Below are 20,076 nucleotides of genomic sequence, written 5' to 3' on the forward strand. Positions count from 1 at the left end.
AAGCAAATGATTACTGGAATTACGCATTACGGAGTTAAAGTGAAGGATTTGGAGCGTTCAGCTGCTTTCTATAGAGATATACTCGGATTTGAGGAAGCATTTCGCTTATTTAATGATGATGGAAGCTTAAGAATTGTCTATTTTCACATCGGTAGAAATCATTTTGTAGAATTGTTTCCAGGTGGGCAGGAGGAGTATCATTATATCCCGACTGCTGTCGGCATGAATCATCTATGTTATGAGGTAGATGATGCCTATGCAACGGTGGAGCATATTAAAGCCAAAGGCTATCCGCTAGAAAAGGAAATTGAAAAAGGACGAAGCGGCTGTCTGCAGTTCTGGATACTTGATCCCGACGGCAATCGTATCGAAATGATGCAATTGCTGCCGGATTCGCTGCAGGCTAAGGCACTTCGAGAATTTCAAGCAAGGGAATAATCACTTTTCCGCAAGGAGTGGAACGGTTTGGCGAAATTCAAAGTCGTGATTACTGATTATGAATATAGCAGTTTGGCAATTGAACGTAATATTTTGCATCAACTGGATATTGAGTTTGTAACTTCATCGCAGTGCCGGACAGAGGATGAGGTGATTGAGGCAGCCCATGATGCGGATGCGATTCTTAATCAGTATGCACCTATAACGGAGAAGGTCATCAACAATTTGGCTCATTGTAAGGTGATTTCCCGCTACGGTGTTGGCGTCAATACTATCGACTTGGATGCAGCAACCCGAAGAGGTATTGTCGTATCCAATTGTACGGATTACTGTATCGATGAGGTAGCCGATCATGCACTAGCACTATTACTGGCTTCCGCACGCAAGATTGTCCAACTGAATTCCTTCACGAAGCAAGGCCTTTGGGATTACAAGAAAGGAACGCCAATTTTCCGCTTAAGAGGAAAAGTATTGGGGTTGATAGGTTTCGGTAAAATTCCACAAAATATTTGCCTAAAAGCAAGAGCTCTAGGCTTGAGAGTGACTGCCTATGATCCGTATATATCCAATGCGATTGCGGCGCAATACGGGGTTGAACTTGTCGACTTGGATACTTTGTGTCAACAAGCGGATTATATCTCCATTCACGTCCCATTGACGCCGAATACTCAAGGACTTATTGGGGCTAAACAATTAAGCCAGATGAAACGCGAGGCTATCCTAATTAACACTTCCAGAGGACCTCTAATCGATGAGTCTGCCATGATCTCGGCACTTCAAAGCTCTCAAATCGCTGGTGCGGGGCTTGATGTGCTTGAGCAGGAACCGATTCTATCGGACAATCCGCTGCTTCACATGGAGCAAGTTATCCTCACCCCACATGCAGCTTGGTATTCCGAAGAGTCGGAAAAAGAGCTCAAGGGGAAAGTCGCCCAGAACGTTGTGGATGTTCTCTCCGGTTTTTACCCCCGGTATTTGGCCAATCATGATGTGAAACGAATCCTTAAATTGAATAAACGGAGCTTTGATTGATAGGAGAAGGGGGAGGCGGAGACGTCACCTCCTTTTTGCTGACTCATCTACTGAACATTTATTTTTTTGCGATAATCTCTAGGAGTCATGCCCTCCATCATCTTGAATGTCTGACCGAAATGGGCTAATGTATTGAAGCCGACACGGCTTGCGATCTCAGCTATGGAGTATTCGGTAAGGGCCAGCTCACGTTTGGATTGACGGATGCGAGTATAGATCAAATATTCGGATATGGTGATGCCGGTCGTTTCTTTAAACAAGTGACACAAATAGTAAGGGCTTACATAAATCATTTCAGCCAATTTCTTAAGCGTAATCGGTTCACTGTAACGCTCGGACATGTAGCGTATAACCTGCTCAACTCTCGGATTAACCGAGCTGCGTGAAATAGGGGAAGTTCCTTCTGAAGATTTCGTGTGAATCAAGCGGTAGATTTCCAAAAGAAGCTCGTTCAAACAGATCGAACAGCTGATTTCGAATAAATCCGTTCTCTTGCGTGCTTCCTCCTCCATTCGGGTCAACAGTTCGTTCATCCTCGCAAGCGTTTCACTCGATACGCGAAGGTGCCGATGAGTCATATCTGGGCCTTGTGCAAATAATTGCAAGAAAATAGAGGAAGCCTGAGGAAGCAGCAGCTCGGGTAAGAAATTGACGACGCTTCGCGAGCAGTCGACCCCCATGCTCGGAGCGCTTTTGTGAGACTCAAACTCGGAAATAAGCAAAATATCGCCTCCAACCAGAGGATAGATGCGATCTTCAATAAGAAAATTACCGGTACCCTGCTGGAAGAAGTAAATTTCGTACCCTGGATGGGAATGAAAATCCATATAAAAATGCTTATCGGTTGCACGGTGTTTAATAAAAAAGGGTCGCACACGCAGTCTTTCTTCCACTTCGTATATCCGAAGTCTCTCGTCAGGTCCGTTTGGCATTTCATAGCAGCCCCTTTGCGTGATTACTCTATACAATTACAGCTTACTCTGAGTACTGGATTAGCGCAATATATTCATAATTGTCCGCAATGAAACGAAAGAGTCGGTAGGTACCTTCTTGTTATAATTGTAGCAATTCAGTAAATCGAGAGGGGATAGTATGTTTTTAAACAATAAACGATGGTTTCTTGCAGTAGGCATAGCCATAGCAGCGGTTTTGGTATTTGCAGCGGTCTATAAATGGAAAGGGGAGGTGGTTCAGCTGAATCCACCTGACTATAAATCGTATGTAGCCACGACCTATGATGAGTTAACTCAACAAATCGATTATAATGCTATGCGCAAAAGATTGAACGAGCCTCGCAGGCTTGCTTATTTTGCTGAGATGGCAGTAGATATGCATAAGCTGACCGGTAACGTGAAGTATGCTGAGCAAGCAGAGAAGACATTCCGTGTATTGATGGAGGAATGGGACGGTAACCCTGAGCTGTATAAAAAGCATGATAATCCCTTTTTTGTCGTAGAGCCGCTGCTTCATGTATATGAGCACCTAAAATCATTGGGCAAGCTCGCCGACGGCGACGAAGCTTTAATGCGCGCGTACTTGCCTTACGGGAACACCAGGCAAATGATAGATAACAATCAAGGCTTATCCCGAGCCGTAGGAGCCGCTGAGTCGCTGAGGTTGTTTCCGAACCATCCGGATGCTGCCAAATGGAAAGTCAACATAGACGAGTTATGGAATTATTGGTATGCGAACAAGGACTTGAACGAGAACGCAGGTCACTACAACTCCATCGGATTAAAAGCGGTCATTCGATTAGCGGAACTTACGGGAAGGACGGAGCAGCTCCAAAACAGCCAGGTTCGCAGCATGTTCGAGCGTTACCGTGATCAGCTGACGCCTACAGGCGCCATGCCGGAGTATGGTGATGATTATTTGGGAAATGAGTGGCAGACTTGGATCTATGTGTTTGAAGCTGCTGCCCGGATATATAATGATCCAACGTATCTGGAGGCCGCTAGGAAAACATTCGAATTCCATACGAGAAACTATCCTCTTAAATATGTTCCTGGATCCTTTGATGACAATATGTGGTCGGTGGACAATCTATCGCAGATGGCCGAAGTGCTATTTATGCCCAAGTTGAGCCTTAATGCGAACGGTGCAGACGTTAGCAGTAAAGTAACGAAGCGCAATGAACCCGGCAATCCGGGAGCAGCCGATAAGCTGATCCTTGGCGCAGGTCGTGCACCTGGGATACCCTATGTGATGAGTGAGCTCTATGGAAGAGGGTACCATTCTCATCCAAATCGGATAGGAGCGCTGATATATTACGAGGCAGGAAGTGTGCCATTGTTTCACGGCTTGACAAGGCATAATCGTTCGGCCATGGATGCTAATGTAGTGGCATTGCTACCTCCAGATGAACCGTATCCTAATACGGTGGAAATACCCAAACCGGGGGAGTGGCAGCATGAGTCAATACCAGTCCGCGGTCTAATAACTGGCTCTTTACAGGACCAAGAGAGCTTCACGCTGGATATGATCACGCTCCGACTGGCAGCAAAGAAGAACTTTACTTTTACCATTGATCATTTACGGCTTGAAGGGCCTGCAGGTGTGAAGATCATTGATGACTTTGAAGCGTTGGAGCAGTGGGAGCGCAGCGATAAACCATACTCGCTCGGTACGAACGGTACGGAAGGGAATCATACTTTAAACGTTAATGTAAAGCCTGGAGCCAGCTTGTTTTATAAAAACAAAGGCTATAAAACGACTTTTAGCTTGAAGGATTACACAACAATCAAATATGATTGGACCTATATAGCACCCGATAAGATGGATATAGATTTCATATTCCGAATATCAGTAAAACCAATGGTTGGCGTACCAGTGGATGTTGATTTTTACCCGTCAGATACGAATCTGGTACCGCTTCTTAAGGAAGCAAAAGCAGAATCCCGCCAGAAGGACAGCTATGGGCTCATCCGTATGGATGAATACTATACGTTCGATAGCAAGCTCACACGAAAAATGGTTCTAACGGAGGAAGGAGTGCTGGTACAGGTAGATGAGCTGCAGCCAGGATCACAGGCGGCAGGTTATTCAGCCGGTCCACTTTGGAATCTGTACACTATGGGGGCGCGAGGAACGAATTGGTTCGACTCCCAAGGCGAAGCGAAAAGCTGGTATAAGCTCGATGGAACCGAAGCTGCGGATAGGAAATCGCTGCTCGTGTATTACGCCCAATCGGAAGGAAGGACCTTCGATGCATTGAACGTGCCGATGAACAGCGGGATGAAACCGTTCACGACCTTTGCGAAGCAAGTGGTTACTGCAGATAAACCAATACGCTTTGTTACGGTACTCGTGCCGCATAGCACTAATGAAGCTGCCGCAGAGATTGCTTCTTCAATACAGGTGGATGATGGAGCAGAGGCTACCCAAGTGATGCTTAAGCATTCCGGTCACACCATCAAAATTCACATTGATTCGTCAATCTGGAATGTAGAAAGAGCTAAATAAAATAAAACGGCCTATTCGCGAAGAGCGAGGAGGCCGTTTTATTTGTTCTTTTAAAGGAAAAGCTTGCTAATCGCAAACCTATACATATTCCGCCAACAGCATCAATGCCAATCCTTGACCGTATAATGTATCTTTGAACGGAATGAGATTATAGTCCTCGATCGTCTCTTTTACTGGAGTGCCTCCGGATACGCCGCTTACTCTGCCTTCCTCGTCAATCTTACCAATTAGTGCTGCAGTGGTACGATTGGCTGCTTCACGATACTTCTCATCGAGAAGTCCACATTCGATTGCCTGAATGATTCCTGCGGCAATACCTGCGCTCCCGGATGTCTCCTCATAGAAGTCCGAACGATCCATGACCGTATGCCACATTCCATTCTCATTTTGAAAGTGGAGCAATCCAGTCATAAGACGAACATATCGTTCTCGGAGGTCGGATGAAACATCAACTAGATCAGCTATGCATTGCATAATGGAAGGGAAGCCCAGAGCTACCCATGCGTTGGCGCGGGTCCATCTGGCTGCTGACATGTGATCGCTTGCGCCGCAGTTCCACCCGTGGAAAAGGACACCGGTTTCATCATCCTGCAGCAAACGAAGGTGAAGATCCAATTGCTTAAGTGCCTCTTCAGCATAGGATTTGGAATGAAGCATTTTGGCTGCTTGAGCCAGAAACAACACGGCCATATAGACCGTATCGGCCCATACTTGCTCTGGAAAAACTGCATTTTCCGTGACTGTATGTTCCAAGGCACCTTCTCTAGTACGAGGTGCCTTATGCAGTAACCATTCCGCAGTTGCAAGGACATCTTCCTGGTAATCATCACTCGGATTCATGTTGTGCAGGGTAGGCAGGAGGGTGAAAGGGGCTGTTGAATTAACGGTTCTTTGGCTAAATGCTTTCTCTCGATTGCGAACTGCCCAATCGGATAAGTAATCATACAGTTCCTTGCGGTCCGATTTCTCATAATATCGTAAAATGGATATCACACCGACCCCGGGAATCCAATCCCACAGGTTGACATTCATACGTGTATCCGTGGATTTACCGGAGATCATGAATGCATAGACGGATGCTGCTTTAGCTCTAGCGAGCTCGGAAGAAATAGCGTAGGTTTGCAAGTAAAGTCCCTCCAAGTATAAGGTGTCATTCCCCCTTATTATATTAAATAGGTTGAGTGCATACTTTCGGCTTGTTGTTAAAATTTATAGGAATATTGCGGACCTGACAATTTAATTCTAATAACAAGTCTTGTATAGAATGCGAAAGTTAACGCGAGACAACCGTTTACTTATTCTTAAAGATAGCAATATTTCTATAATTCAGCGCAATATGAATAAAGAATCCGTGACTCGGCTTTGTTATAATGAACGTATAAGTGTAAAAGCGCTTTCATGTAAAAAGCGTTAAAGCTTAATTGTATGTTTTTTATAGGTAATCAGCATGTCGCTCCATCACAACAGCAATATTTTTATGAATGACTAAGGGGGAAAGAGATTTATGAAAAAGAAACTATCTGTTGTACTAACCTCGTTGACTGCATTAAGTATGCTGGCAGCATGTTCTGGTGGGAAACCTGCCGAAGAAAATGTAAGCAAGGCTGCGCCGCAAGCCGAAGCCAAGCCGGTAACCATTAAAATATACCAGTGGGTAGCTGTATCGGATGATCAATGGCAGCAGCTATTCGTCGAGCCGGTTAAAAAGAAATATCCTCACATTACATTAGAGCAAGTGGTTCGAGGCAAAGGAACCAATCCGGACGAATTGGTTGCATCCGGAGAATTCCCGGACATTTTCTCTATTTCAAATGATGTTCGATCCTATACAACCCTCGGATTAACGCAGGACATGAGCCAGCTTATGAAAAAGGAAAATATCGATATGAGCAAATTTGATCCCGCTTTTACCGAAAGAATCAAGTTAGACGGACAACTCTCAGCCTTTCCTTTTTACAGCAGCCCTACTGCTTTATATTATAACAAAGATATCTTTGATAAATTTGCTGTACCTTATCCAAAAGATGGGATGTACTGGGATGATATTATCAACCTAGCCAAACAAGTAACAAGGCTGGATGCTGGCTTCCAATATAAAGGATTGCATCCTCAAAGCATTTTTGCGATGAAGGGCGGCTTGCCGATCGATCTGTTAGATGCCAAGACAGATTCGCCTATCATCAATAATGATCAATGGAAGCAACTGCTGACTTTATATTCGAATCTCATGACAATTCCAGGGAACGAACCGAAGGGTGGAGCCTTTGCCGATGTAGTTAACACCTTCGTGAAGGACAAAAATACGGCAATGGTCATTTCTAACATGATGCCTTCGCTGCCGGAAGCAACTAAAAACGGCTTAAACTGGGATATGGTTCAGCTACCAAGCTACAAAGGCTATGATGGCCTCAAGGGCTTAGGGGACACAATGTATATGGGTGTGAACAAGGTCAGCAAAAACCAGGACGATGCCATGAAGGTTCTTTCTGTACTAGTTTCAGATGAAGTACAAACATTGATGGCCAAAAAATATGGATTTTACCCCGTGTTGGCTAGCAAAGCCGTTAAAGATTCATTTGGTTCGGAAATGGACTTCCTGAAAGGCAAAAACGTGCAGGCTATTTATAAAGGTCAAATCGCTCCGTATATGCCAAGCTCGATGTACTCTAACCACGCTGACGTTAGAAAAATTTTCAACGGTAAAGTGGCGGATGTCGTAGCTGGCAAAAAAGACGTGAATACCGCACTTCGGGAAGCGGACGAAGAAATTGCCAAGATCATGCCACAGATTAAGCAGAAATAATAATCAACATGATATATCCTAAAGATTCAGTCCATAGGGCTGAATCTTTTGTTTTTATATTAATATGAAATTGGGATCATGTCAGGGGTATTTTATAAATATAATCATTGTTTCCTTTACTTGATTGAAAACGCATATGGTATATTTTGGATAGAAACACAAAGGGGATGATCGATTTCAATAAGATCCGAAATGGATACGGGGCAGAATTGAACCGGCTTAAACCACGGCTTGCCTAAGTGAACTCGAGCTTAGAAAACTCAACCAACTAACCGACGCCTGTGAACAAATATTTGGAATGGAGATTGATCTGGAGTGGGCGTTTTATCGAAACAAGCTGTATCTTCTTCAATGCAGAAGCATTACAGGACAGCACGTTCGTTGGTCTTAAGCGCTTGCGTACCCATAAAACCATGAAAGGAAGTGCCACATGTCTGTCGTCATTACTGGAGCGAATGGAAAATTAGGTACTTTGATAATAAAAGAACTGTTAACTAGACTACCGGCAGAGCAGATCATAGCTTGTGTCAGACAACCTGATAGTGCTCAATCTATTGCTGCTCAGGGAATTGGAGTAAGGTTTTGTGATTATGATCAGCCCGAATCACTTTCAGTAGCTTTCGCGGGAGCAGATAAGCTGATGTTTATATCCAGCTCTCATCATGATGATACAGTACGTCTGAGCCAGCATGAACGGATCATTGAGGCCGCGAAGAAAGCACAAGTTCAGCATATTTTATACACAAGCTTTGCCTACGTGGAGCGAGGCTCGATATCATTAACTCAAATGCATTTAAGTACAGAGAGAGCTATTGCTGCATCTGGAATACCCTATACTTTTCTGCGGAATGCTCTGTACACTGATTTTGTCGGTGCTCTTGGCTTGAATTCGGCCATAGCTGAAGGAGAAATGGTCGTTTACCCAGGTGCTTTGAAATTCAATACGGTAACTCGTGAGGATCTTGCACTCGGCATCGCTGCCGTTCTTAGTGAATCAGGTCATGAAGGTATGAGCTATGAGTTAACGGCTTCACAGCTATGGACATTCGATGAATTGGTGGAGGTACTGTCCATTCATACCGGAAAGCGAATCGCACTCCGTCAGGATAACCAGATTCAGAACTGGATCTTCGGTTTTCTCAATAAGATTGATACGTCCTCAACATCAACGGATTTGGAAAAAATTATGGGAAGACCGGTCACTTCCTTGAAAGATAGCATTCAAAGAATTTTGGAGGAAGCGAATGGCAGCTAGTATAGCAATTGTAACGGATATTCATGGTAATAGTGCAGCTTTACGCGCAGTTTTGGAAGATATGGATAAGGAGTTTCAAATCGATCATATATACTGTATAGGGGATATGGTTGGGATTGGTCATGAGACAAATGAAGTTCTGGAGCTTTTATTTACTCGAAACGATATTTCATTTGTCATTGGCAATCATGAAGAAGCGTTTCTCAATATTATTCATGGTGAAGCAGCAGGTACTTCAAGCGAAGAAAGACGACACCATCAATGGCTCGTCTCCCGGATGGATAAATCTTATATCTTGAAACTAATGGAATTACCTAAGTCATTAACAGTTGAAATAGAAGGAAAGCAATTATTGTTACTGCATTATCATCTGACCCATGACAATACATTTCTTCCTATTGACTCTGAACCTTCGGGTGAAAAGCTGGAGAAGCTTTACCCAAATACGCCTGCCAACGTCATCTGCTTTGGTCATCATCACCCTGTACATTTCTTTGAAACAAACAACCGACTTTTCTTGAATCCGGGCTCATTAGGTTGTAATCATAAACCATTGGCACGTTACGCGGTTCTTCATATCGCTGAAAAAGTGGAGGCAGAGTTGAGGGAAGTACCTTATGATAATCAGGCATTTTTACTTCAATACGAGTTACTAGGTGTACCAGACAAAGACTTCATTTTAAAAGTCTTTCATGGAAATCAACATTTGAATTTCTAAATTAAAGTAACTACATATCAGAACTTTTCAAGAGAGGGTGATCGAGGACCTTCTCTTTTTGAATAGGGAATGTCTGAAAACAGTCATGAAAGTTACGTCAAAATGGATATAGTTTCTGTTACAATACAGTCAGGATAAGTTACAATTGGGCCAATCCATATGAATAGAGAGGTTTTCATGACATGTTCAGAAACAATCGAGCATTCGTTACATGGACAGTTATTCTGATACTATATCTCTTCTATGTAATGTATAAGAATTTCATGTACGATCCACAAGCCACGGAATTCTTGCAGCACAAAGCAGGTCTTAAGAAAGTGGTACAGCTTCCCATATGGCTGAAGATCATGTATGTTCATGTTGCATTCGCATGTATGGCTATGATATCGGGTGCTCTGAATTTTTCGCAAAGTTTGCTGATACAATATAGAAGGTTTCACCGTATTAACGGCTATGTATACCTTATCTCTATTATGCTTGTGGACCTAACTTCAGGCTATATGGCTCCATATGCGACCGGCGGCAAGATCAATAGCATCGCATTCAACTTTTTGAATTTGATATGGCTGGTTTTCACTGTTGCAGCCATTGTACAAATCAAGAAGAAGCGGGTTGTCAAGCATCGCAAGTGGATGATAAGAAGCTATTCGCTTTGCTTTACTAACCTATTTATTCATCTTATTACAACTACTATGCATCGCGGGATAGGACTGGCTTACGAAACGAGCTACACCATAGGTGTATACGGTTCTATAATTTTGCTGCTTATGATTTCCGAGATCATTATTAGGATGTGTGGTCCTGTATCCAATAACGCTTTTCCTACAAAGAGATTGAAATAGAGGTCAAGAAGCTGTCGGAACTTTATCCGACAGCTTTATTATTTATCGATTTTCTACTTGGCTGCCAATCGCAAAGAACGGTATAATGAAGGAGTTATTGGAAATGAAAGCGATTTTACTAGGCTGATAGGAGGCATTGACTCATGGCAATTCGCTCATCACAACCTAACGTGATCGTATTTTTTACAGACCAGCAGCGCTGGGATACGACAGGGGTTCATGGCAATCCGCTTGGTTTGACTCCTCACTTTGACCGTATAGCGACAAGGGGAACTCATGTGTATAATTCCTTCACTTGCCAGCCTGTATGCGGCCCTGCTCGCGCATGCCTTCAGACCGGATTGTACCCGACCACGACCGGCTGTCACCGGAATTCCATTCCGCTGCCGCCTGATTCCAAGACTCTGGGACATTATTTCCGTGAGGCTGGATACAAGACGGGATATATCGGCAAATGGCATTTAGCTAATGAGAATCCAGTTCCTGAATCGAAGCGCGGAGGCTATGAGTATTGGCTGGCCTCTAATGCCCTGGAGCATACCTCCGAGCCGTATAATGCCTTATTATTTGATAACGATAATGAGCGAGTGAAGCTGCCGGGTTATCGTGTAGACGCTCTGACAGACGCTGCTATTCGTTATATTGACGATCATCAGAACGATCCGTTCTATCTATTTATTTCCTATTTGGAGCCTCACCATCAGAACCATGTGGATGACTATCCAGCCCCGGAAGGCTATCGGGAGCCCTACACCGGCCGATGGACACCGCCAGATTTGGCAGCACTTGGAGGAACGAGCGCACAGCATCTTGGGGGGTATTACGGAATGGTCAAGCGGCTAGACGAAGCATTCGGCAGGCTGCTTGATACGGTGAAGAGCCTTGGGTTAAGCGATGATACGATCATTCTGTTTACTTCCGATCATGCCTGCCATTTTAAAACTCGCAACAGCGAGTACAAGCGTTCCTGCCATGAGAGCTCCATTCGTGTGCCGACTGCTTTTGCAGGACCTGGCTTCGACAGCAGAGGTCAGCTTAGGGAGCTTGTGAGCTTGATCGATCTTCCTCCAACTCTATTGGATGCAGCAGGCATTCCTGTTCCGGCTGAGATGCAGGGTCAATCCATTTTGCCTCTCCTACACAGGGAAACCAAAGATTGGCAGGAAGAGGTATTTATTCAAATCAGTGAAGCTCAAGTAGGCCGTGCTATCCGAACGCAGCGTTGGAAATATTCCGTATCATCTCCTGATTCCGATAAAGAAAAAGCTGGTTCCGATCAATACGTCGAAGAATATCTTTATGATCTGGAATGCGATCCGTATGAATTAACGAACCTGATAGGCTTTGAATCCCATCGTGAGGTTACAGAAGTGCTGCGGGAACGATTGCATCGTAGAATGAAGGAAGCAGGAGAGAGTCGTGCTGAAATCATTCCTGCTCAAGCTAAGAAAAGCGGGCAGCGGCGCGTATCGCAGCAAGAGCTCCAACTATAAGGGAGGGAAAACCATTGAGCAATTTCATCGTACTTATGTCGGATGAGCATAATCCGTTGTATTCCTCTGTATTCGGACATCCGTTTGTTCAGACGCCTAACATGGAAAGGCTGGCGCAGCAGGGGACCGTATACCGCAATGCCTATTGCCCTTCGCCACTATGTTCTCCAAGCCGCTCTGCCTTCGTCTCAGGCCGTCGGGTACACGAAGTTCAAGCCTACAGTAATTGCAATGTGAATCTCCCTAATCATTTTCCTTCCTATGGTAAGGTGTTAAAGGAACAAGGGGTACACTCCGTACATATCGGTAAGACGCATGTGTACGCACAGCCAGAAGAGCTGGACTTCTCCGAAATTCATTTGGCTAAAAAGGGAAAGCAGCCGGGAGACATCAATTTTCGAAGAAAACCGCTAGCTATTCGGACTAATGCAGCGGACAGAGCCTTCGGCTTTGGGGTCAAAGAGGATGCGTTTGAGGGTGATTTGAAAGTGATGAACACCGCACTGCAATGGTTAGAACAAACGGCACCAGGCTTGGATCAGCCGTGGAGCTTAACGATCAATCTAATGAATCCCCACTTCCCGCAATGGAATACGGAGGAGTTCTGGAATTTGTATCCTCAGGGTGAGGATCTTCCACGTTATGGTAGCGAGCAGGAGAGCGCTGACCATCCGTATGCTAGAGATTTACGTGATCATTTCGAAACGGATTTGTTTACGGAAGCACAAATCCGAGGCCTCCGAAGAGGATATCTAGGGAATGTAACCTTCATTGATCGTCAGATAGGAAGGTTATTAGATGCACTAGCGGAGAGTGGGCAAGCCGAAATGACCAATCTCGTGTATACATCCGACCATGGAGAGATGCTGGGCAAGTTCGGTCAATGGTGGAAATGCTCGTTGTATGAAGATTCTGTTAGAATCCCTGTGTTCGCAGCAGGTCCGGATTTTAAGGCTGGGATTGTCGTGGATACGCCGGTGGATCTTCATGATGTGCAGGCATCCATATTTTATGCAACCGGTGCCAACCGTCCTGTTGATTGGGCAGGTCAGCCTCTACAGGAAATAGCCTCCTTTGATCCAAATCGCGTTGTGTTTTCCGAGTATCATGGACATGGCACCCGTTCTGGCGCTTATATGATCCGAAAGGGTGAGTGGAAGCTCATTTACTATATGGAGGCTCCGCATCAACTGTTTAATTTGAAGGAAGATCCGGATGAATTAAGTAATGTTTATGCAGAATACCCGGATAAAGCTAACGAACTGGAAGCGGAGCTTCGAAAGGTCTGCTCTCCAGAGGAAGAGAATCAACGTGCTCACCATTTTCAGCAAGAACAACTAGAATGGCTGGAGAGTAACGGATTATTGAAGTCTGCCAATTGATATAAATCTAAGTGTTGACTGAAGCCTTAGAAACGCAGTGTTATGAACATGAAAGAGTCAGACGCCCATACTCCAAGCTGCAGGGAGGTTAGGAATGGTGAAACATAACGTATTAGGTAAGGTGACCTGCTTTATCACAAGAATGCGCAATCAACATGCCGAATTGCTGCTCTTTCAACATCCGAATGCCGGAATACAATTGCCTGCTGGAACCGTTGAGTTAAATGAGGGCTTCCAGGAAGCAGCACTGCGAGAGGCTTTTGAAGAAACCGGATTAAGGGACTTTACAGCATGTACCTTCATCGGAGAACAGGAGATTCATCTGCCGGAGGATAAGTATTTCCTGTATCATAATGCCAAGGTTTACTCTAGGCCAGATTTCATCAGCTCGCAATGGGCGGAAATTAGAAGAGGGATTAAGGTGGAGCATGTTCGAGATCACGGTGATTTTGTTCAAGTGTCCTATATTGAAGAAGACCAATTCCCTAATCCAAACTATATAACATATCAAATCACGGGCTGGGTTGAACGTACGTATGTAGCATCGACCGTGCTACGGCATTTTTACCACTTACGATCAACCTGCACGACGGATGTATGGGAACAGGAAGCAGATCATCATAGATTTCAATTGTTCTGGGCTCCGTTGGATCAGTTACCTGAGATCGTCGCTCCACAACAGCAGTGGGTAACTTATGTTACGAGACAATTAAAGTATGCCTTCTAAAGGGATAAGAAGCTCCATGTCATTCGTTAGTTCCAAATGTAAGGCTGAAGATCATTTCTTAATTCAAGAGATGGTCTTTTTATTTTGGTATGTTAAACTTTGTTGTTGATATTTGATATATGCGAACTAATGTTCTATAATTAGGGTAATATCACTGTTCGGAGATGATTTACCCATGGATTTAAAGGAACTGAAGAGACTTGCTGATACATTGGACGATAACGGTAAGCGAGAGCTTATCTACTTTTTGCAGTCCCGAACCAAGGGCATGGCGGTTCCAGTTCGAGTGATTGATGAAATTCAAGAGCAGAAGCATAAAAAAGGGACTCGTTTGCCCGCATTGCAAATACCATTCTGTTGTGCGATTTGGGAAGTACGCTGTAAAATCCCGTACTGGAGAGGTTAAACGTCAACGTTACCGTTGTAAGTCCTGTCGCCAAACGTTCAATGACCTTACAAATACCCCACTGAAACGAACGAGGAGACCTCATATTTGGATTCGCTTTATTGAATGTATGATTGAGGGTTATTCACTGAGAAAATGTGCAGAGCAGTTAAATGGTGAAGTCACGCACGTCACCTTGTTTTACTGGCGACATAAGATTCTTGCCGCTCTAAGCAGTTTCCAACTGAAGCGTTCCAAGGAATCGTTGAAATGGACGAAACGTATTTCTTATTCTTCGAAAAGGGGTATCTACGTAATTTTATTACGTAAAACGATCTTGTTACGGTCATTACGAATTGAATTTCGTAGAATAAAAGATAATATGACATATCCGAAAACCAAATTTCACATTTTACTATACTGTGACTTATCTTCGTTATCATGAACTGCGACAAGATGTTAATCGTTTGGAAGTAATTAGTAATTCTTGATAGAATAAATATGAAGATGATCAGGTAATAAATTTGCACACAAAAGGAGATAAAACTATGGCAAAAAACAAATTACTAAGAATGGACAATGTTGGCATCGTTGTAGAATCCCTTGATGACGCAATCCCTTTCTTCGAGGAGATTGGCTTGAAGCTCGAAGGGCGAGCTACTGTCGAAGGTGAATGGGCTGGTCGCGTAACCGGGCTGGGTTCACAGTGTGTAGAGATTGCTATGATGGTTACCCCAGATGGCCACAGCCGAATTGAACTTTCGCGATTTCTCACCCCACCTACTATATCAGATCACCGAACTGCTCCTGTAAATGCCCTCGGTTATCTACGCGTCATGTTCACCGTTGAAGACATTGACGAAATGGTATCCAGACTCACTAAGTATGGTGCTCAGCTCGTTGGCGAAGTGGTTCAGTACGAGGACTCGTATCGGCTCTGCTACATTCGTGGAAATGAAGGACTTCTAATCGGTTTGGCGGAACAACTCGGTTAGAAGAAGGGGTAGATCATCATCCGGGCCAATGGATATGATCTATTCCTTTTTTAATTGGAATTCCTCGTTTATTCTTGCAATACAAACCTTGACACCCAGGTGAAGTCGATGATATTCGTTTTGTTTCAATATTTACTAAACATAAAGGACAATGGGTTTTAGGGTTTCATAAAAACCGGCGAAAGTGGGAGTTTCCTGGAGGGCATGTAGAAGAGGGAGAAGATGCACTTACTGCAGCAAAACGGGAATTGCATGAAGAAACAGGTGCCGTAAAATTTATTATTACGCCACTTTGGGATTACTATCATGTTAACAACGGCAGAGTGTATTTTGCTAATGTTGAAACCTTTGAAGATTTGCCTGAATTAGATATGGAGAGAATTGGATTTTTTGATGAACTCCCGGAAGATGTTACATATAATCGAATTAAAATGAACGAGGATTTAGATAGAGTAGTTAAATATATGCGTGTTCATGATAATCAAAAGTATTAATAATACAAGAATATTTGCGTTTTATGTTAAGCTAACGGATACGATAGTTCAACACCGAAGCGGATGCCGCAGAGTTGCCGTAACGTCATTGCGCTAAAGGGCAGCATTCCTATTATGAAGAAATACGAGGTTTGAGAAAGAAAAAGACTCCTTGGTATGATGTTGATGGGTCCACGATGCTGGCCAGCGATCGGATCCAAAAACAAACCAAGGAGACTACAAGATGAATTCTACTCAAAATGAACGCATTAATCAAATCACTTCTTCTACCTTAATTGTTGGCGTCGACATTGCAAAATTCAAACATGTGGCTCGAGCACAAGACTACCGCGGAGTCGGGCTCGACAAACCCATTACGTTTGAGAATAACCGAGAAGGATTTGAATTGTTTGTTGGATGGTTCTGGAAGATTGCGACGAAGCAGAGGGTTCCAGGGCGTCATAGTCTGCATGGAACCGACCGGCCACTACTGGCTGAACCTGGCCCATTATCTAAGAGAACAGCATGTTGCATGCGCTGTGGTTAATCCGCTGCACGTGAAGAAAAGCAAGGAATTGGATGACAATTCGCCGACCAAGAATGACATCAAAGATGCTAAAGCAATCGCACAGCTCATCAAAGACGGACGGTATGCCGTACCTAATCTTCTCCACGGCAAATATGCCAAACTAAGGGAAGCGATGAAAATTCGCGACCATCTGTCGACTGACCTGTGCGTGGTGCAAGGCCGGGTTCATAATTGGTTGGATCGGTACTTTCCAGAGTTCCTCACGGTATTTAAGGATTGGGAATGCAAGTCTGCACGCCAAATGCTTAGCCTTTGTTTATTGCCGCATGAGCTGGTTGCTCAGTCAGAGGAAGCTTTCTTAAGGCATCTCAGAGAGGTGGCTAAGCGAGGTCTCGGCATGGAACGTATGAGGTGCTTGAAAGCAGCTGCAAGCCGTTCCGTTGGCATACGAGAAGGTACAGAATTAGCAAAGCTTGAGCTTAAGCTGCTGTTAACGCAGTACGAGTTGCTTGAAAGTAAGTTTGTGGACAAGATCCTCGAGCAAATCCCTCATGTAAAGCAATTAATGGCCATTAAAGGAATTGGTCGGGATGTTTTCGGTTGATTGTGTGGACTTATACGTACCGGATCGGTAAAGTTCCAATTCCAGAATCAAATTCGGAACTACGTTCAAATCCTTGGTGTTACTGCATTTATTTAGTGAATTCCAAATATTTCGTTCTACTTTGCGGTTTTTGTTAGCTACGCTGGTATTGGACGAGGACTAAGAAGCACTGGACGCTATGCTTCCCTGGTCGTCCTCGGTTCCCTTAATTTGTCGTGTGTTTACCACTACGAAATAGCTTATCCGAGTCCCCGTCTGCTGGCCAGGTGGGGGCTATAATACGCTTACGTATAACCGATCTGGATATTTCAGAGTAACTGCTTTCTTTGCTTGGTGATTATGAAAGAAAATTAACAGCCCAAAGTTCAGTTTGGCTGACGAGAACCATTCATGTTCCCATCAATTCTCCGTTTCATAAAGAACGCGTACCTCAAAACAGTTGCGGTTTAATCGTCGGCTTGTGAGTCTGTCCACAAAAGAAATGGTGGATGTTTATTATCACCGAAACGACACCATACTCCCGCCAGCCTTTCGTCTCCGAATGATCCATTCCGCCGCCAAGAAAAGAAGTACGATCGTTCCTATAACACTCGCCGTATATCCGACCTCATAGCTCATTCCCAGCGCGTTGATGAAGAGAAGCATAAGCGTATGAATCATCTGATTTGTAAAGCAGAACGCGTAGCTGCGGATCATCCAGCGGCGGTGGTTTTCAACCCGTCCTTGTCGAATATGCAAGTATGCGTTCACTGTTATAAATATCCAAATGATATTAAGCAAATTGAAGGCTACACTCACGACCTTGCCTCCGGTCGCAAAAGGAGCCATATAGCCTGATGTGATGCATACGGCCAGTACGGCGACAACATAGACGTAGCCGAGAATACGATGCGTCTTCCGGTACTTACGGAGATTGGCACTAGCAAAGTTTATGGCGCCCGCAGCGATTGCGATGCAGGCGAAGATGACGTGAACGTTCAGCATAGTTAGCCAGACAGGTAAATTCATCGGACGGGTGAGCTTGGTCTTATGTCTCAAAAAAACCGATGCATCCGGATCCAGGGCGAAACGATTCAAGAGCGTCCAGAAGACGAAGGCTGCAGCAACGGTAATCAGGAAGCGGAAAGCACTTTTAGCGTTCATCAGCCCGATGCGCGTTACCTATCAATCGGCGAGAATCACGTTCACTGAGCAGCCGGGCAAAACGAAAACCGGCGAATGTGAACAGTGAAATGAAAAACCAGCAATTAAGCGAGTACAAGAGACTGTGACTAATCGTCATGGCGCAACTCCTTTACATGTTGTTTAGAGCGAAAGTTGTTATTCAAGTGTAACAATATGATATTCGTGTACTGAAACCGGTGATAGAACTGTCACAAAACCATAAACAAATGATCACAATCCGTGCAGCTTTCTCCGGCCCGCTCAGTACGGTTCGCAGCCGGTGTAGTTCCCGCCGATAGTGTTTTTCCGATTAAACGAGTCCCCAAATTCGTATATTTGGTGTGTGGCCAGCGCCATAGCTTAGTGGCATTACAAGCAATTGTACGCTATCTGCCTACATGGCAGAAATAAGACGCATCATGGCTGCCTCCATTATTTGAGGCCACCACCTCCTTTTATGAATAATCCGTTTCCCAGAGCAAACAATACGGAATCATACCCAGCCATGCTCTCTCTTAGTTGTTCGTCATCTTCCAAGATGCGACCAATGACAATATTCAGCTGTGGGTATTGTGTGAAGTCGCTCGGCTTTCGAACAAATGCTGTCACCTGGTGGCCGCGCTCTCAAGTGGCCTGCTGACAATTAGTCTACCGACCCTCTCCGTTTGCACCTACTTTAAAGAACGGCATAGCCTTCAACCTTCTCTTAAGTTAGAATTAGCGTAGCATGGACATTTTTACTGAGCGTAGAAGTTAACTTGCAGGGTAACGCGCTTTAATAGGCATAGGGTTTAGGGAAAGACCGGACCGTCCGGTCCACAAAATCCATTATACTTTAGGACGCCTTACTTGCAAATAGACAGTTTTGGGAATTTTGTGACAATATAAATAAAACAACACTGATGAGCTTACATGACGAGGAGGAGAAACATGAATAAGCCAGACGATGTACGAGAAAAAATCATAAACGAGGCTATGCTCTTATTTAATACAAGAGGCATTGCACAAACATCAATTCAGGATATTATGCAGGCAACAGCATTACCTAAGGGTGCGATTTATCGACGATTTGAAAACAAAGAAAAGATTGTACTTGCTGCTTTTGAGCGGGCAAAAGGGATATTGCTTGAATTTTTTGTTCAGGCGGAACAAGAAGGAACGAATGTGCTTGATAAGCTCATGAAAGTCTCTGCAGTTTATCAGGATGCTGTAAACAACCCTCCGATTCCTGGGGGATGTCCACTGTTGAATACGGCGGTAGAGAGTGATGGTTCGTTCCCTGAACTTCAGCAGAAAGCTCATGAAGCTTATCAAGTTATGGTTCAATTCGTGTGGTCAATCATAGATCAGGGGATTCGAAATGCGGAGATTCGTCCGGACACAGACGCTATTGAATTGGCATCATTTCTGACTGACTCGCTGGAGGGAGCCATTATGGCAAGCAGATTGAGTGGCAGCGCCGATCCTATTCAACGATATATGAAGTACGTGGAGAGGTTGGTCAGAAGTTGCATGATGGATGTTAAAGATACGGGCTTAACAAAGTAATTGGAATAAAGTTGCCCTCACAAGATAGCCATCTGTATTTGTCCTCAAACCTCCTCTAATCCATCCGTAAGCAAACAAAGGAACAGATAAATTTATCATGATAAGCAAGCTCGATCAATAGCTCGATCGAGCTTTTTTTGCATTTTTCATCGAACTGTTAGAAAGAATTGTTCCATTCTTGAATGATTAAGGGAGAAGATGTGACCGCGATTGAACTGAATAAAGG

General features: G+C 44.2%; 21 protein-coding genes and 1 pseudogene. 17 read left to right on the plus strand and 5 right to left on the minus strand.

What is annotated here, in order from left to right; all coding sequences use genetic code 11:
• Nucleotides 1-6 precede the first annotated feature (6 nt).
• Nucleotides 7-438 (plus strand): VOC family protein, encoded by a 432-nt coding sequence (locus QMA13_RS15195; RefSeq protein WP_282942400.1) that lies wholly within the window; start codon nucleotides 7-9, stop codon nucleotides 436-438.
• Nucleotides 439-465: 27 nt separating this feature from the next.
• A complete protein-coding gene (locus QMA13_RS15200; protein ID WP_282942401.1) occupies nucleotides 466-1,470 on the plus strand; it encodes a C-terminal binding protein in 1,005 nt (334 codons plus the stop codon).
• 47 nt (nucleotides 1,471-1,517) lie between these two features.
• On the opposite strand, the gene QMA13_RS15205 is transcribed toward QMA13_RS15200, so the two are convergent.
• Nucleotides 1,518-2,402 carry an AraC family transcriptional regulator gene (locus QMA13_RS15205; RefSeq protein ID WP_282942403.1) on the minus strand — a complete coding sequence of 295 codons (885 nt, stop codon included), beginning with the start codon at nucleotides 2,400-2,402 and terminating at the stop codon, nucleotides 1,518-1,520.
• A 160-nt stretch (nucleotides 2,403-2,562) separates the two neighbouring features.
• On the opposite strand from QMA13_RS15205, the gene QMA13_RS15210 reads away from it, so the two are divergent.
• On the plus strand, nucleotides 2,563-4,932 hold the full coding sequence (locus tag QMA13_RS15210) for a hypothetical protein (protein ID WP_282942404.1): 2,370 nt from the start codon (nucleotides 2,563-2,565) through the stop codon (nucleotides 4,930-4,932).
• Nucleotides 4,933-5,010: 78 nt separating this feature from the next.
• Here QMA13_RS15210 and QMA13_RS15215 read toward each other — a convergent pair whose 3' ends face one another.
• Nucleotides 5,011-6,057: a glycoside hydrolase family 88/105 protein gene (locus tag QMA13_RS15215; protein WP_282942406.1), complete on the minus strand. Its 1,047-nt coding sequence runs from the start codon at nucleotides 6,055-6,057 to the stop codon at nucleotides 5,011-5,013.
• A 379-nt stretch (nucleotides 6,058-6,436) separates the two neighbouring features.
• Between QMA13_RS15215 and QMA13_RS15220 the strand changes: the two genes are divergently transcribed.
• From QMA13_RS15220 to QMA13_RS15275, 13 genes and pseudogenes are all read left to right on the plus strand, one after another.
• Nucleotides 6,437-7,735, plus strand: a complete 1,299-nt coding sequence (locus QMA13_RS15220) for an ABC transporter substrate-binding protein (RefSeq protein ID WP_282942408.1) — start codon at nucleotides 6,437-6,439, stop codon at nucleotides 7,733-7,735.
• 289 nt (nucleotides 7,736-8,024) lie between these two features.
• A complete protein-coding gene (locus tag QMA13_RS36580) occupies nucleotides 8,025-8,126 on the plus strand; it encodes a hypothetical protein (protein ID WP_481858222.1) in 102 nt (33 codons plus the stop codon).
• Between the two features lie 39 nt (nucleotides 8,127-8,165).
• Nucleotides 8,166-8,990, plus strand: coding sequence for an NAD(P)H-binding protein (locus tag QMA13_RS15230; protein ID WP_282942411.1), 825 nt, complete (start codon nucleotides 8,166-8,168; stop codon nucleotides 8,988-8,990).
• Nucleotides 8,980-9,708: a metallophosphoesterase family protein gene (locus QMA13_RS15235; RefSeq protein WP_282942413.1), complete on the plus strand. Its 729-nt coding sequence runs from the start codon at nucleotides 8,980-8,982 to the stop codon at nucleotides 9,706-9,708. The genes QMA13_RS15230 and QMA13_RS15235 overlap by 11 nt, the downstream gene beginning before the upstream one ends.
• A gap of 248 nt (nucleotides 9,709-9,956) precedes the next feature.
• A complete protein-coding gene (locus QMA13_RS15240; protein WP_282942414.1) occupies nucleotides 9,957-10,550 on the plus strand; it encodes a DUF2306 domain-containing protein in 594 nt (197 codons plus the stop codon).
• Between the two features lie 143 nt (nucleotides 10,551-10,693).
• The gene (locus tag QMA13_RS15245; RefSeq protein ID WP_282942416.1) at nucleotides 10,694-12,043 is read left to right on the plus strand and encodes a sulfatase family protein; all 1,350 of its coding nucleotides are present in this window, start codon (nucleotides 10,694-10,696) and stop codon (nucleotides 12,041-12,043) included.
• A gap of 14 nt (nucleotides 12,044-12,057) precedes the next feature.
• The gene (locus QMA13_RS15250) at nucleotides 12,058-13,425 is read left to right on the plus strand and encodes a sulfatase family protein (RefSeq protein WP_282942418.1); all 1,368 of its coding nucleotides are present in this window, start codon (nucleotides 12,058-12,060) and stop codon (nucleotides 13,423-13,425) included.
• Between the two features lie 94 nt (nucleotides 13,426-13,519).
• Nucleotides 13,520-14,152, plus strand: coding sequence for an NUDIX domain-containing protein (locus QMA13_RS15255; protein ID WP_282942420.1), 633 nt, complete (start codon nucleotides 13,520-13,522; stop codon nucleotides 14,150-14,152).
• Between the two features lie 175 nt (nucleotides 14,153-14,327).
• Complete coding sequence (locus tag QMA13_RS36585) at nucleotides 14,328-14,558, plus strand: hypothetical protein (RefSeq protein WP_481858176.1); 231 nt, start codon at nucleotides 14,328-14,330, stop codon at nucleotides 14,556-14,558.
• A 7-nt stretch (nucleotides 14,559-14,565) separates the two neighbouring features.
• A pseudogene (locus QMA13_RS15260) lies at nucleotides 14,566-14,843 on the plus strand (IS1595 family transposase); the annotation flags it as partial.
• A gap of 242 nt (nucleotides 14,844-15,085) precedes the next feature.
• Nucleotides 15,086-15,532, plus strand: a complete 447-nt coding sequence (locus QMA13_RS15265) for a VOC family protein (protein ID WP_282942422.1) — start codon at nucleotides 15,086-15,088, stop codon at nucleotides 15,530-15,532.
• 128 nt (nucleotides 15,533-15,660) lie between these two features.
• Nucleotides 15,661-16,026 (plus strand): NUDIX domain-containing protein, encoded by a 366-nt coding sequence (locus QMA13_RS15270; RefSeq protein WP_282943408.1) that lies wholly within the window; start codon nucleotides 15,661-15,663, stop codon nucleotides 16,024-16,026.
• Between the two features lie 449 nt (nucleotides 16,027-16,475).
• On the plus strand, nucleotides 16,476-17,138 hold the full coding sequence (locus QMA13_RS15275; RefSeq protein ID WP_282942423.1) for an IS110 family transposase: 663 nt from the start codon (nucleotides 16,476-16,478) through the stop codon (nucleotides 17,136-17,138).
• Nucleotides 17,139-17,636: 498 nt separating this feature from the next.
• Here the strand turns inward: QMA13_RS15275 and QMA13_RS15280 are convergent, their stop codons facing one another.
• The 3 genes from QMA13_RS15280 to QMA13_RS36590 form a co-directional block, all read right to left on the minus strand.
• Nucleotides 17,637-18,281, minus strand: coding sequence for a DUF2306 domain-containing protein (locus QMA13_RS15280; protein ID WP_282942425.1), 645 nt, complete (start codon nucleotides 18,279-18,281; stop codon nucleotides 17,637-17,639).
• Nucleotides 18,271-18,420, minus strand: a complete 150-nt coding sequence (locus QMA13_RS15285; RefSeq protein WP_282942427.1) for a hypothetical protein — start codon at nucleotides 18,418-18,420, stop codon at nucleotides 18,271-18,273. The genes QMA13_RS15280 and QMA13_RS15285 overlap by 11 nt, the downstream gene beginning before the upstream one ends.
• Before the next feature lie 314 nt (nucleotides 18,421-18,734).
• Entirely contained in the window at nucleotides 18,735-18,911 is a 177-nt protein-coding gene (locus QMA13_RS36590; protein ID WP_481858177.1) for a hypothetical protein, read from the minus strand.
• Nucleotides 18,912-19,232: 321 nt separating this feature from the next.
• Here QMA13_RS36590 and QMA13_RS15290 point away from each other — a divergent pair, with 321 nt between their 5' ends.
• On the plus strand, nucleotides 19,233-19,850 hold the full coding sequence (locus tag QMA13_RS15290) for a TetR/AcrR family transcriptional regulator (protein ID WP_282942428.1): 618 nt from the start codon (nucleotides 19,233-19,235) through the stop codon (nucleotides 19,848-19,850).
• The last annotated feature ends 226 nt before the right edge of the window (nucleotides 19,851-20,076 follow it).

The organism is Paenibacillus sp. RC67 (genome assembly GCF_030020805.1).
GTDB lineage: Bacteria > Bacillota > Bacilli > Paenibacillales > NBRC-103111 > Paenibacillus_S.

Bases quoted from the DNA above. Each gene is read 5' to 3' on its own strand.
- QMA13_RS15195 (WP_282942400.1), top strand. From the start codon at position 7: ATGATTACTGGAATTACGCATTACGGAGTTAAAGTGAAGGATTTGGAG.
- QMA13_RS15205 (WP_282942403.1), bottom strand. From the start codon at position 2,402: ATGCCAAACGGACCTGACGAGAGACTTCGGATATACGAAGTGGAAGAA.
- QMA13_RS15210 (WP_282942404.1), top strand. From the start codon at position 2,563: ATGTTTTTAAACAATAAACGATGGTTTCTTGCAGTAGGCATAGCCATA.
- QMA13_RS15220 (WP_282942408.1), top strand. From the start codon at position 6,437: ATGAAAAAGAAACTATCTGTTGTACTAACCTCGTTGACTGCATTAAGT.
- QMA13_RS15230 (WP_282942411.1), top strand. From the start codon at position 8,166: ATGTCTGTCGTCATTACTGGAGCGAATGGAAAATTAGGTACTTTGATA.
- QMA13_RS15235 (WP_282942413.1), top strand. From the start codon at position 8,980: ATGGCAGCTAGTATAGCAATTGTAACGGATATTCATGGTAATAGTGCA.
- QMA13_RS15240 (WP_282942414.1), top strand. From the start codon at position 9,957: ATGTATAAGAATTTCATGTACGATCCACAAGCCACGGAATTCTTGCAG.
- QMA13_RS15245 (WP_282942416.1), top strand. From the start codon at position 10,694: ATGGCAATTCGCTCATCACAACCTAACGTGATCGTATTTTTTACAGAC.
- QMA13_RS15255 (WP_282942420.1), top strand. From the start codon at position 13,520: ATGGTGAAACATAACGTATTAGGTAAGGTGACCTGCTTTATCACAAGA.
- QMA13_RS36585 (WP_481858176.1), top strand. From the start codon at position 14,328: ATGGATTTAAAGGAACTGAAGAGACTTGCTGATACATTGGACGATAAC.
- QMA13_RS15265 (WP_282942422.1), top strand. From the start codon at position 15,086: ATGGCAAAAAACAAATTACTAAGAATGGACAATGTTGGCATCGTTGTA.
- QMA13_RS15275 (WP_282942423.1), top strand. From the start codon at position 16,476: ATGGAACCGACCGGCCACTACTGGCTGAACCTGGCCCATTATCTAAGA.
- QMA13_RS15280 (WP_282942425.1), bottom strand. From the start codon at position 18,281: ATGAACGCTAAAAGTGCTTTCCGCTTCCTGATTACCGTTGCTGCAGCC.
- QMA13_RS15285 (WP_282942427.1), bottom strand. From the start codon at position 18,420: ATGACGATTAGTCACAGTCTCTTGTACTCGCTTAATTGCTGGTTTTTC.
- QMA13_RS15290 (WP_282942428.1), top strand. From the start codon at position 19,233: ATGAATAAGCCAGACGATGTACGAGAAAAAATCATAAACGAGGCTATG.